The organism is Paenibacillus sp. 4624, from assembly GCF_050435065.1.
In the GTDB taxonomy this organism is placed as follows: domain Bacteria; phylum Bacillota; class Bacilli; order Paenibacillales; family Paenibacillaceae; genus Paenibacillus; species Paenibacillus amylolyticus_D.
The window spans coordinates 523422-536700 of sequence record NZ_JBNDJR010000004.1 but is presented as its reverse complement, the minus strand read 5'-3'; the positions used below and the strand labels follow the sequence as shown (position 1 = coordinate 536700).

Sequence of the window (13279 nt, the reverse complement as noted above, 5' to 3'; positions counted from 1 at the left end):
CTTTCGAGATCCATACTCCAAAGTAGAACAGGTGAAGTTTGCAGACGGGACGATATGGACTCAAAGCCAACTGGAATCGAAAGTAATCACGGAAGTTACAGTAAAGAACAGAGCCCTTTTGAAAAGTGATTCACTTAATGACGGAAAAAAAGTACCTGATCTAGCGGCAGTTTCGACTCAGACAGAACAACTCATCCAAGCGATGTCAACGTTCTCAGCTACTTCGGATATGGAGTTGTCGCAATCTGAAAGTGGAAAAAGATATGCTGAGCTTCCAATGTTGGCTCAATCTTGGACAAAAATCTAAACCATCTCTTGTCAGAATCCATATAACAGACAACCTCAATGATCGGGAAACGAAGAAAATATTTTGACGATGAGCCAGGTAAATATGTAGCGAAAGAGATAAAAGGCAGTCCAAGTGGGCTGCTTTTTATGTTTAGGTACAATTAGATTGAAAAAATAAGATCAAAAAAAGGACGATGAATGAAGGGTTGCTCCTCAAGGTCGTCCTGCAGATTTAACATATAAGTTTGTAGAAGTGTTCTTGTTCTTAGTATTCCACGACCATGGCAACATTTTGCCACCCAGCCCCAACGGTCCAGAACAACACTTTGTCACCGCGCTGTAACTTCCCGGAGCTAATGGCTCGATGCATGGCTATAAAGGGGCTGCTAGTTGAGGTGTAACCAAATTCGTCGCCAATGTATACAGCAATGTTATCAGCAATACCGATGTTTTCGGATACGGCTCGGATGTTGGGAATCGACAGCTGAGAGAAACAGGCGACTTTGATCTCATCCGGCGTAATTTCATTCCGCGTCAACAAGGTTCGAATAGATTCTGAAGCAGCATCGACACAGATTGAATCGTCAAACGGTGTGAACTTCACATGAAAAGCTCCTGCATCAACACCAGTACTTCCAAGTTTTGCGAGTCCTTCGGCTGGAAAGAGTGAATTTTGATATACACAGGTATCCGTCTGATAGATCGAATCGATAAATCCAACGGCATGTTCATCCCGTTCTACAATTACGGCTGCAGCCGCATCCCCGAAATTTGCAAAATAAACCGGATCATCTGGACTGGCATGAGGAGTGACATAGTCTGAACCGATAATCAGCGCACGCTTGATTCTTGGATTACCAAGCATCTGCCGACTGACCTGTTCAAAAGCTGCGGTCATGCCTGCACAGTTGGCATTGCTATCAATACAGATGGTGTGGGCTGCTCCGCTGATCAGATGATGAATCATTAAGGAATTCGTAGGGAAAATATATTCCGGTGTTTGGCTTGCATATGCAATCAAGTCGATATCTTGTCCGGTTAATCCGGTTTTAGCGAGTAGCTTTCGGGTTGCCTCGTACGCCATGGTCAGTGAATTTTCGTCATCCCGATCAATTTTGTAACGTGACTCACGCCCGAGTGCTTTTAACAAACCACGAATATCGACCCCTCTGGCATCAAAATGCTCAATATAAAAATCGTTGTGCACCTTGGTTTCAGGGTGATACATATCGATATCTACAATACGAATTCCAGCCATCGTAATCCTCCTCTTAAGTGGAAAGGCAGAGCTGTCATTAGAGCATCATACAATCAGGGAGTTACGCCGAAATAATTTCGAGATTGTCCAGCCCTACCGTCCGACCAAGTCTGGCAAGCTGCATTTTCAAAATGGCATTGTTCTCCAAGGTTAACACCACTTTTTTGTATTCGTCCTTTTTGAACATGGCCAGGCATCCCTCCAGAAGAGGTACAATCTCAGGGGCAGTAACGTTCAGTTTTTTGCAGTCAATATCCAGGTTAAACTCCTTGGTGTTGATGGTAGAAATCGTATCCTGATAAGCCGAAATTGAACGAAGACCATCCTCTTGAGAAAAAGAACCTTCCAATTCAATGTGCAACACCTTGTTTGAAGCATCCGTTTTTAGATTAAACTTTCCCATTACGCGTTCTCTCTCCTTTGTAAACATGAGTGAAAGCTATCCTCTATGGAATGAATGGAGCAGTCCATAAGCCCCTAAATTGAGCGTTACCAAGTTGTAAGGCTGGAAGGATAATTTACCCATATTATAAAGGTAATAATGTAAAAAGATCAATAAAAAAGTCGAATGATGTATAAAAATGTAGAACGTTGAATTACTGGATTTCCTCAAGCGCGGCTAGCAATACATTAAATGCACTGATAATACGTGGAGCGCCCACACAGGGTGCCAGATGAAGAAGTACTCCCTTAAGCTCATCCACAGTAATACCCACACTTAAGGCCATAGCATAATGCACACCAAGCTGTTCGAATTGTCCCTGTGTAATTAATGACGAAATAATGGCGACTTCTTTCCACTGTTCTGTGATGGTTGTCCGCTGAAAAATATCACCATATGCTGTTCCCATAATAAATTCGGCTAGTTCGGGAAAATGCTCCTTAATTGGGGCAAGTGCCTTCGCACCATACTCCCCGGAAAGTTTGGCAAAACGATCTAACCCTTGTGTCACTTGTTCACTCATGACTCGTGCCTCCTAATCCAAATTGACAACCCGATGAGCGGTTGGCGGGATCTCGTCCCGATCAGTCAACAGCTCAATGACAGCGACTTGATTTAATTCCAAAGCTGCCTCCAGTGCGGCAGAGAACTGTGGTAACGTTTCTGCACGGAAAGCCGCAGCCCCCAATGATTCGGCAAATTTGACTGCATTCATGGGAACCTCAAAGAGTGTGCCATCGATGCGTCCCGTTGTTTTTTCCATACCTTTCAGAGCCATATCCAGTTGTTTGTTGTTGACAACGATAAAAATGACAGGAAGATCCTTGCATACAGCTGTATTGATTTCTGTGCCCAGCATCATAAAACATCCGTCTCCTGTGATGCACACAACCGTCTCATCGGGTGAAGCGGCTTTGGCGCCAATAGCCATGCCAATGGCATTCCCCATGCAGGCAAAGTAGGCATCGAATATGAAACTGCCGGGTTTCCTCACTTTGTAACGCTGAACAGCATGAAATCCGTGGCTTCCATCATCAACAAATAGTTTGTGGTCATAGGGAAGCAGTTCGCTCATCTGATCGAGCACGGAAGCAAGTGACAGATGCGGCAGATCCGGTAATGGGGATTGATATTCAAAGGACTCGAAGGCACCTTTAGAAGCGGATGTAAGAGAAGATGGCAAGGTGCTGAGCAGGTATTGCAGATTGTCTTTGACATCGCCTGTTATATGTAAGGTCTGAGATTGAAGAATTTTGCCTACGAAAGTGGGATCGGTATCGATTTGAATCAGCTGTGCCGGATGATTATGCGGCTTGAGATTACAGAGCGTCATATCGCTCAGTCTGGAGCCGAGAACAATATATAAATCACTTTGATTCAACATCTCGTCGCCGTGTGGGAATCCGCCAACACCACAGGGGCCATGATATAAGGGGTGATCCCAAGTGATGGCTCCTTTACCGCCGGGAGTTGTCACGACTGGAATATTAAACGTTTCGGCCAGTTGCCTTAATTCCTCATGCGCCCCGGAACGAGTTACACCTTTACCTGCAATGATTAGCGGACGCTCGGCTTGATGGATTAAAGGCTGCATTCGATTCAAACTAGAGATGCTGAGCAATGGCTCAGGTTCAGGAATAACGATGCGACACGCTGGAAGTTGCTCTGTTTGTACGTCAAAAGGAAGGCAGAGATGGACAGGACCTTTGTTTGGGCCGAGTGCAATAGAAAGGGCATGATTTAAAATGGTCCCGAAGTGATCTCCACGTTCGACCAGTTTGCTGAACAGTGTTGCAGGTTTGAACATTTCGGCCAGATCGGCCAAATAAGAAGAGGAGTCCTGACACTGGGGGATGCCCAGTTCCTGAATGGATTGATGACCGGTAAGAAATAAAACGGGAAGATTGTTCGCTTTGGCATGGGCCGCTGCGGTGAGCATATTGGTTCCTCCAGGACCAGAGGTGGCAAAAGCGACACCCAAGCGGCCTGTCTGTAATGCGTAACCTGATGCGGCAAAGCCTGAACTGGCTTCGTGACGACCAGGGATAAACTCTAAACCGTAATCTACCATTTTGAGAATAGCGGGACAGATGGATTTTCCGATAATACCAAATACATGAGTGACACCCAGATTGCGCAACGTTTCTGCTAAATAGTCCGCAACAGTTCTCACGCGTGGACACCTCGTTTCAAGTAGTAGGTTTTTAGAACTAGGCTGCTTATCCGATTGTACATGTTGGTATTTGTCTAAGGTTGTAAGAGGAAGAATTGCTTGGTATTAGAAATGGTATCTTTTTTTGTGGTTTTTTGTCAATCCTTTTCCTGATTCCAATGACCCGAGGCTATTTACCTATGCGTATTGACGTGATGAAGCAGTGATAGGTTAACGCAATGCATGGTCAACGGTCTTCATGCACGATTTCTGCTATACTGAAAATGAATTGGAGGGAATGTAATGACATCATTGAAAATGGCTGTAATCGGCCTGGGTAAGATGGGTTTACATATGATTCATCAAGTGGAGAATACACAAATGGATATTCCCGTGGAGATTACTGCGGTGTGTGATGCGAACGAACAAGGCTTGCAGGCCTTTGCAGCAACCCATTCAACAGTGAAAACATATCGTGATTACAAGCAACTGCTGGATGAGCGGCAGATTGATCTCGTGTACATTGCTGTACCGCCAAAATATCATTATTCGGTGGTTATGGAAGCGCTGGAACGCCGAATTCATGTGTTCTGTGAGAAGCCGCTCGCCAACAGTTTAGAAGAGGCACGCAAAATGGTCGAAGCTGCAGAGCAAGCTGGTGTGGTTCACGCCGTTCATTTTTCGATGCCGCATGAGTCAGCAGTGTTGAAGCTGCAAGAGATGGTTAAACAACAGGCAGTGGGTGACATTCGCAAGATCGACTTGATCCTGCAGTTCCCGCAGTGGCCACGATCATGGCAGCAAAATGAATGGATCACAGGCAGGGATCAGGGAGGATTCATTCTCGAAGTTGGCATTCACTGGATTCATATGATCCAGAATGTATTCGGGCGGCTACGCGTACTGAGTGCTCAAGTGACTTATCCGGCCGATCAACCGAATGCTTGTGAGCAGGAAGTGCAGGCTGTGCTTGAAATACAGGACGGAACTCGTGTTCATCTGCAAGGAATTTCTCATTTTGCTGGCGAGGAGCGTGTGTCCATGGTTGTATATGGCACTGAAGGCACCATTGCACTGGAAAATTGGGAGGAACTTATGACCGGGAAGATCGGGCAACCGTTGTCCCCTGTGGAAGTGCTGGAATCATCCAGCGAACTGCCTGTGTTGAAACATGTTATTGCCCGTATTCAGGACAAACCTGGCAGGATTTATTCGTTTCACGATGGGTACGAGGCACAACAAGTGCTTGAAGCACTTCGGAACAGTATTTCATCTACAATTTGACCGATTTCACTCCGAAAGGAATTTTGCATATGACTAATAAAGCGGGTTTACGTAAACCGGAAGCGATGATTTTTGATATGGATGGCACGTTGTTTCAGACAGAGACCTTGCTTTTGCCTGCGTATCATCAGTTATTTGATACGTTGCGTGCAGAGGGGCACTTTGAAGGAGATACTCCGCCAGAAGAGCGGATGCTTGGAAGTCTGGGCATGTTGCTTGAAGATATCTGGAAAGTCGTTATGCCTGAAGCATCGGAAGCGGCTCATCGTCGTGCAGATGAATTATTGCTGCAACTTGAGATCGAAGGACTCGATGGAGGCGACTCCAAACTGTATCCCGGTGTGAAAGAAACATTGACAGCACTAAAAGCCCAAGGCATTCGTCTGTTTGTTGCCAGCAATGGGCTTGAGGATTATGTCAAGGGGGTTGCGTTCGCACACGAAATCATGCCGCTATTTGAAGGGGTATATAGTGCGGGTCAGTACAAGACACCTTCCAAAATTAATTTGGTACAGATTCTGCTGCAGAAACACCGGATTCAGGACGCATGGATGGTAGGCGATCGTTCTTCGGACGTCGAAGCGGGCAAAATGAACAACCAGGCCGTCATTGGCTGTGCTTATGCCGGATTTGGCAGGGATGAAGAACTTGCCGGATCAGATGCACTGATCTCGGATTTCACGGATTTGCTCCGTCTATATGAAGAAGCAGAATAAGTATTTTAACGCTGCATGATCATGGCAACACCCGCTGACAAACACAAAACTGTCTGACCTGCGCAGGGTATGTCTGATTGTCAGTAAAACAGTGCATAAACAACAGCTAAACCAAAGATTTTCAGCTCTTTTCCACGTACCTGTATGGGCGTTTTTTGCGCCTATGCAGGTTTTTTTGCTTTTAGCACGCAGTCACATTCTCCCCTGCAGAAAGTTGATTTCCCTATCCCGCATATGATGTAAATCCCTCTATACTTTCATTCAAAAGCTATAGGGGGTCTGATTCTGATGAAACCATCCAAACTGAACGCCTACATCTTCATCATCCCAAGTCTCTTTCTCACACTGGTATTCGGAATCTATCCGTTGTTATGGGCTCTGCGTTACATGTTTTATGATTATCAGGGAATCGGCAAGCCGATCTTCATTGGACTTGATAACTTTGCACGGATTATGCGTGATGGACAGTTCTGGGATTCGGTCAAAAATACGGGGATATACGCACTCGGTAAACTCGTCATTACGATTCCGCTGTCCCTGATTCTGGCGATTATCCTGAATCGAAAGTGGCGTGGACGCTCCTTGTTTAGGGCGGTCTTTTATCTTCCAACGATTTTTAGTGCATCTGTTATGGCGATTGTTTTCTTCATCATTTTCAATTCATATAACGGCATTCTGAATCAACTGCTGCTCAAGTATCACATCATATCCTCGCCAATTGGTTGGCTGGATGCGAATCATGCCATGCTGACAACGATCATTATCGCCATCTGGGGTGCTGTCGGAAACTACATGTTGTTGTTCATTGCAGGTCTGCAAAGCATTCCGGAGGAGCTGTATGAGGCAGCATCACTGGATGGAGCGAGCGAGTTCCACAAATTGCGCAATGTAACGATTCCGCTACTCGGACCTGTGATGCAGATGATTATTATGCTAGCCATCACCACAGCACTTAAAGGGTACGAGAGCATTATGGTATTAACCGAGGGTGGGCCTTATGGCAAAACAGAGGTCATGTATCTGTACCTGTTCAAACTGTTGTTCCCTGTTTCGGCGGACACACAATCCTTGCAACAGCTCGGTTACGGAAGTGCAGTCGGATTCACAACAGCTCTCATTGTAGGGGTAGTGACGCTCATTTATTTCCAGATTTCCAAAAAGCTAAATGATGTTTACTAATGATGGACAGGAGGAAACGATGATGACTCAAACCGTACTTACACCTGCATCTTCGAACTCAAGTTCATTCCGCTGGACTCGGTGGACGAAGCGAACCATCCTCTTTATATTTCTGCTGATCATTGCGATCTTGTCCCTGTTTCCGATCATCCTCGTGTTATTAGGATCGTTCAAAACGAACCAGGAACTTACCGGAGGAGCAACGATCTGGCCTAAGATATGGCAATTCACGAACTACAGCCAAGCTTGGAAGACGGCGAATTTTTCCGGATTTACGCTGAACAGCATCTTTGTAAGTATTGCCACAACAGTAGGAACACTGCTCGTATCGTCCATGGCAGCTTATGCGGTGGATCGGGTGAATTTTAAAGGCAAAAAAGCGTATACCCTGCTCATGGCATCCACATTGTTTATTTCGATTGGTGCCGTAGTACTTAGACCACAATTTGATCTCATGGTCAAGCTGGGTCTGAACAATTCGCTGTGGGGTGTCATCATCATATTAATCAGTGCCCATGCGGCCACCTATTTTATTCTCGTAGGGTTCTTTAAGAGTATCCCCCGTGAATTGGATGAGGCTGCGATGATTGATGGCTGTAACTTCTTTACAACCTATTGGCGGATTATCCTGCCACTGCTGCGTCCAGGTCTGGCTGTTGCGGGATTGGGTGTTTTCCAGAACTCATGGAATGAATATATTCTTCCGTTCGTATTTACGATGAGCAATCCCAAGTTGCAAACCTTGCCGGTTGGTCTGGCGAACCTTCGTTACGGGATCGGGGCTGCAGCTGAGGTTCAATTAATGATGGCCGGAGCTTGTCTGTCCATTTTGCCACTGCTCGTTGTATACATTTTTGCGAATAAATCATTCATGCAAGTTACGCTTGGTGCTGTCAAAGGTTAGGACGGTAAAGCTGAGGAAGAGATTTCGGGGAACGGTATTCCGGGCAGATTCCGCTGTGCTATACTCTTTTTAATTACAGCGGACAGGGCCAGCCCTTGTTCAAGGAGCGACCGCCTATGATGTCATATTTCTACAAAATGTCTCTGAAAAAACGGATACAGCTCATCTACATTTTTCTCGTTGTTTTGTGTATCAGTGTGACGGGCATATGCTCTTATCTCTTCGCTGCCAAAAGCATAGAGCGGAACGCTCTTGAATTAAAGAAGAGCATTCTGAACAAGTCCGTACAGGTGATGGACGAGCATCTGCGTCATATCGTCGTTTCATCCTACTCGTTCATGCTGGGTGACACATTCACACAGGTGATGCAGGATGTGCGTAATCACAATGATGGTCGTTATTATCAGAATCTCTCTCTGCTCCAGACAACTTTTGCGCAGTTGAAGCTGGTAGAACCGCTGATTGATACCGCATATTTGAAGACACCGATCGGCAATTTTTTCTCGACGAAGGATTTTCCTAATCAGAGTGCGGCGTTTGATAACGAATATGGAGAGGTTGTCAAAAAGCCAGGCTGGAATACGATGTGGTTCGGTTCACACGCCAGTGCCTTATTCCAATCCCGGGGTAATGTGTTGTCACTGCTGCTCAAACCGATTGTGATCGACAACCACACCTTCTCGGAGGTATACATGGTCGTTAACATGAGGGAAGCCGCGATGCGAGATATATTAAATCAGGATCTGATGAACAGTCAGGTGCAATTGTTTTTGCTTCATAAAAACGGTAGTGAGGTCATCCGTCCAGGTTCGGGGACATTTAATCTGGTGACAGAACCCGGATTTGCACAGCGATTAAATCGTGGAGCGGGTGACTTCACCTATACGAACGGACAGGGGCAGGATATGCTGGTGAATTACTCGGCTCTATCGATGAACGAGGACTGGGTTATGGTCAGTGTTCAGTCCAAGGCAGATTTGTTATCCCCGCTGAAGAAAATTCGCTGGCTGGTCATTCTGATTATGCTGTTCTGTATCTTGCTTGCGCTTGCGTTGTCCGACCTGTTATCCTCTGCTCTCCTGAAACCGCTGAACAAACTGCGGCGGCTCATGGTTGAGGTGGAGTACAATGACCTGGACGTCCGGTTTCGCAGCAAATATGACGATGAGGTCAGTGCCGTAGGACATCGTTTTAACCGGATGTTGGAGCAGATTCAGATTTTGTTTGAAGAGGTGCGAGCCACGGAACAGGACAAGCGGCGGCTGGAAGTGAAGGCGCTTCAAGCCCAGGTTGATCCTCATTTTCTGTACAACACGTTAAATACGATGTTCTGGAAAAGCGAAAGCGGGGAGAAGAAGGATGTCAGCGCCATGATTGTCTCTCTTTCTCTGCTGTTCAGACTCGGGTTAAATGATGGAAAAGACATAACCACCGTAGAGCAAGAGATCAAACACGTCGAGCAGTATATGCAGTTACAGCAGCAATGTTACGAAGACTTGTTTGAATACCGGATTGAGGCACAGGAGTCCTGCAAGGGAATTGAAATTTTGAAAATTTTGCTCCAGCCTCTGGTGGAAAATTCGATCCTCCATGGATTTAATGATAAGGAAGATCTGGGAGACATTCTCATCCGCATTGACCTGCATGAAGATACACTCCGACTTGCGGTCACGGACAACGGATGTGGTATGGATGTAGCGAAAATGAATGCGGAAGAAGCAACAGAGGGCAATCGGAAAGGATATGCTATATCCAATCTGGTTGACCGATTAAATCTGCAGTATGGTGAGCAAGCTTCGCTTGTATTCCATAGTGAAATAAACGTGGGGACTACCGTGGTCATCACCATTCCGATTCGCTAGGAGGGAGCGTACGTATGGAGCAACTGACGATGTGTGTTATGGATGATATTCAGGCTGTGGTCAAGGGCATCACTTCAACTATTCCGTGGGAGGAACACGAGGTTCGGATTGTGGGCACAGCGAACAATGGAGAGCAAGGCTGGTCGCTTCTGGCCGAACAGCAGCCAGACATTGTCATTACGGATATCAAAATGCCCCGGCTCAGCGGACTCGAACTCATGAAGCGGGCAATGGATGCTGGACTGCGATCCAAGTTTATTTTTATTAGTGGATACTCCGATTTTCAATATGCTCAGGAAGCAATCAAGCTCGGAGCCTTCGATTATCTGCTCAAACCGTTTACGCCTGAGGAGATTTTGGGTGCGGTGCTAAAAGTAAGACAGGTTATTGAGAGCGAACAGGCGAAGTCGCAGCAACTTCAAAAGCTGAAACAGAAAGCGGTTAGCAGCAGTGAGTACGAACGTCACAGTTATCTTCTGGGTCTGCTTCGGCATGAGATTGGTGGGTATTTGAATGAAAGCCGGTGGGATGAGCTTGACATTGAGCTGGATTCCTCCAACCTTAATGTCTTGGTCATTGAGGTTGATGGCTATACACGCTACGGGTCGACAATGCACCTAGATGCAGAGATCATTCCGTTTGCAGTTCAGAATATCGTCAGCGAAACGTTGAATCGGTATACAAGAAGCGTTGTACTGCGTGAAAATCGTTACCGGCTGGCCGCTATATTTAATACATCCGACCAGATTGATGTATCCGATCTCATGGAGCAATGCCGCCACAATGTGGAGCAATATAGCAAAAAGACTATTTCCATTGGAGTCGGAACGATCGCCCGCAGACCGCAGGAAATCTGGATATCTTATGCCAATGCGGACAAGGCGATATCCTATCGTTTTTACAGTGAAGGAAACTGCATTTTCCAGTATGCAGAACTGGAGAATCAGGATGCTGTGGCTCCCGTCTATCCTTTGGAAAAGGAAAAGGAGCTATTTTACGCATTGAAATGCGGCAATGAAAGTTCTTGTCACCGAATTATCGATGATATTTTGGAAGTCTGGCAGAACGCCAAAGGTTTTCCCGAGCCACTGACGATGATCCGTCTGTTGTCAGGACTCGCATTTGCGATCTACCGGGCGTTCTGTGACGAGATCACAGAAGAAGAACGCCTTCGTCTGGAAGCAGACCTGACCGTGCTCGAAGCGATGCGTTCGTTGACGTTTGACGGCTGGGGAGCTTACATCAAGCATTTCAGCAGTATGGGCTGCGAGATCATGGATAAGAAAAGGCTGACGGATGTCAAACAGGCCATCAGCAAATCCCAAGAGTTTATCAGCATGAATCTGTCCGAAAATCTCACATTGCAAACTTGTGCCCAGTCGGTTCACTTAAGTCCAAGTTATTTTGCGAATGCGTTCAAGAAGGAAACGGGTATGACCCTTATTCAGTATATTACGAAGTTAAGAATGGAAAAGGCGAAGGAACTGCTGGTTGCGGGTGTGCAGGTACAGGAAATATGTCAGATGCTGGGGTATGAGGACAGACCATATTTCAGCGGCCTCTTCAAGAAGTATTGTGGTATGACCCCTACACATTTTCGGCAGATGTATGAAAACGGATAAGACAGAGATCGTCATTTTTCCCACCTTGCATAGTCAGAATGTCCCTCACTTCGATAGAAGTGGAACGTATATCATTACGTTAACGGGGAACCAAACAGGTTGTCCAGACAAGCATAAGGGGGCATTTCAATGGTTAAGAAATGGATGGTGACTACACTAAGTGCTGTGCTTGCATTAACGGTAGCTGGTTGTTCGACAGACAATGGAACGACAACAGGCAGCGGGGCTGCAGCTGGCGGCGGAGAACAGAGCAGTGGCAAAACGAAAGTGGTCTATTGGACCCCGGATCGACACGATGCTGATTTTATGAAATCCAAGATTGATCATTTCAACCAGACCAACAAAGATAACATTGAAGTGGAAATGACCGTCATGGGTGATAATTATCCGCAGGCCGTTGATATCGCTTTTGCGAGTAAACAAGCTCCTGATGTGTTTCAAATCGACGATTTCCAAACGTATTATCAAAAGGGGTACCTTGCACCAATCGACGGATATATGAGTGATGCCATGAAGGCAACGTTCAAGGACAGCCTGATCGAAAATAAAAATACGATTGATGGAAAAGTTTATACCCTTCCGAATACAGGCCAGATCTGGAGACTGGTATACAATAAAGATATTTTCAAAAAAGCAGGTATTGCTTCTCCGCCTAAAACGATTGCTGAGATGGTAGCAGATGCTAAGAAAATTACCGAAGCAGGTAAAAGTGAGGGCATCTATGGCTTCGCCAGCCCATTCAAAAGCAGCAGCGGTTTCTGGAGAGCGGCGAACACGATTGCCGGTGCAAGCACGAACGAAGGTATCGATGGCTTTAACTACAAGACAGGTCAGTTTGACTTCAACATGTACAAGTCGATTGCCGAAGCACTTCGTCAGATGAACCAAGATGGCAGCATGCTTCCGGGTGTAGAAAGCTTGGATATTGACCCACTGAGAGCACAATTTGCACAAGGGAAAATCGGGATGTACATCAATCACTCTGGTGAGCCGGGCGTTTACAAAGATCAGTTCCCAACGAAAGTAAATTGGGGTGCTGCTCCTGTGCCAACAGATGACGGTACAATTAAAGGGGCTTCACAAGTCATTGGTGGTTCCTACATCGGCATCAATGCTGACTCGAAGAACAAAGAAGCAGCATGGAAGTTCATGGAGTATGTCTACAGTACGGACCTGCAAAGTGAGTATTATGAAAAAGGGTATGGTATTTCCTTAATCCCTGCCGTACTCAGCTCGGATAAAAAACCTAGCATTCCAGGCATCGAGGGTTTCTTACCTAAGAAGTACGACGCGATCTTCCCTGCCAATCCAAGTGTGATTACAGAGAGTTCGCTGGAAGGCATGAAATGGGCTGAAGCGTTCTCCGCTTATGTATTCACTGGTGGTGATCTAGATGGCGTAATCAAGGATCTGAACACGCGGTATAATGCAGCACTTGAGAAAAGCAAAGCGGCTGGCTTAACTAAAATTGAAGCTGATCCATCGTTTGATTCATCCAAGCTTCAAGGTAAACTATCCAAAGAAGAGTAAAATCTAAACATGGCGGCCGTCGTATTCGTACTTCGGTCGCTT

12 protein-coding genes are annotated in these 13279 nt (G+C 46.0%); 8 read left to right on the top strand and 4 right to left on the bottom strand.

Going from position 1 to position 13279, the window contains the following annotated elements; translation table 11 throughout:
* Positions 1 to 307: calcium-binding protein (locus tag ABIE27_RS12835; RefSeq protein ID WP_429350644.1), on the top strand; the 307-nt coding region annotated here is incomplete at its 5' end.
* 246 nt (positions 308 to 553) lie between these two features.
* On the opposite strand, the gene ABIE27_RS12830 is transcribed toward ABIE27_RS12835, so the two are convergent.
* From ABIE27_RS12830 to ABIE27_RS12815, 4 genes are all read right to left on the bottom strand, one after another.
* Entirely contained in the window at positions 554 to 1546 is a 993-nt protein-coding gene (locus ABIE27_RS12830; protein ID WP_429350643.1) for a 3-oxoacyl-[acyl-carrier-protein] synthase III C-terminal domain-containing protein, read from the bottom strand.
* A 61-nt stretch (positions 1547 to 1607) separates the two neighbouring features.
* Positions 1608 to 1949 (bottom strand): hypothetical protein, encoded by a 342-nt coding sequence (locus ABIE27_RS12825; RefSeq protein WP_123067361.1) that lies wholly within the window; start codon positions 1947 to 1949, stop codon positions 1608 to 1610.
* A 193-nt stretch (positions 1950 to 2142) separates the two neighbouring features.
* Positions 2143 to 2511, bottom strand: coding sequence for a carboxymuconolactone decarboxylase family protein (locus ABIE27_RS12820; RefSeq protein WP_123067362.1), 369 nt, complete (start codon positions 2509 to 2511; stop codon positions 2143 to 2145).
* Between the two features lie 12 nt (positions 2512 to 2523).
* Entirely contained in the window at positions 2524 to 4161 is a 1638-nt protein-coding gene (locus tag ABIE27_RS12815) for a thiamine pyrophosphate-binding protein (protein WP_429350642.1), read from the bottom strand.
* A gap of 282 nt (positions 4162 to 4443) precedes the next feature.
* On the opposite strand from ABIE27_RS12815, the gene ABIE27_RS12810 reads away from it, so the two are divergent.
* From ABIE27_RS12810 to ABIE27_RS12780, 7 genes are all read left to right on the top strand, one after another.
* Complete coding sequence (locus ABIE27_RS12810; protein WP_123067364.1) at positions 4444 to 5424, top strand: Gfo/Idh/MocA family protein; 981 nt, start codon at positions 4444 to 4446, stop codon at positions 5422 to 5424.
* Between the two features lie 29 nt (positions 5425 to 5453).
* A complete protein-coding gene (locus ABIE27_RS12805) occupies positions 5454 to 6140 on the top strand; it encodes an HAD family hydrolase (RefSeq protein ID WP_123067365.1) in 687 nt (228 codons plus the stop codon).
* 288 nt (positions 6141 to 6428) lie between these two features.
* On the top strand, positions 6429 to 7319 hold the full coding sequence (locus ABIE27_RS12800; RefSeq protein ID WP_429350641.1) for a carbohydrate ABC transporter permease: 891 nt from the start codon (positions 6429 to 6431) through the stop codon (positions 7317 to 7319).
* Between the two features lie 22 nt (positions 7320 to 7341).
* Positions 7342 to 8223: a carbohydrate ABC transporter permease gene (locus ABIE27_RS12795; RefSeq protein WP_123067367.1), complete on the top strand. Its 882-nt coding sequence runs from the start codon at positions 7342 to 7344 to the stop codon at positions 8221 to 8223.
* A gap of 116 nt (positions 8224 to 8339) precedes the next feature.
* Positions 8340 to 10085, top strand: coding sequence for a cache domain-containing sensor histidine kinase (locus ABIE27_RS12790; RefSeq protein ID WP_429350640.1), 1746 nt, complete (start codon positions 8340 to 8342; stop codon positions 10083 to 10085).
* Positions 10086 to 10099: 14 nt separating this feature from the next.
* Positions 10100 to 11707, top strand: a complete 1608-nt coding sequence (locus ABIE27_RS12785; RefSeq protein ID WP_429350639.1) for a response regulator — start codon at positions 10100 to 10102, stop codon at positions 11705 to 11707.
* Positions 11708 to 11836: 129 nt separating this feature from the next.
* The gene (locus tag ABIE27_RS12780; protein WP_123067370.1) at positions 11837 to 13237 is read left to right on the top strand and encodes an ABC transporter substrate-binding protein; all 1401 of its coding nucleotides are present in this window, start codon (positions 11837 to 11839) and stop codon (positions 13235 to 13237) included.
* The last annotated feature ends 42 nt before the right edge of the window (positions 13238 to 13279 follow it).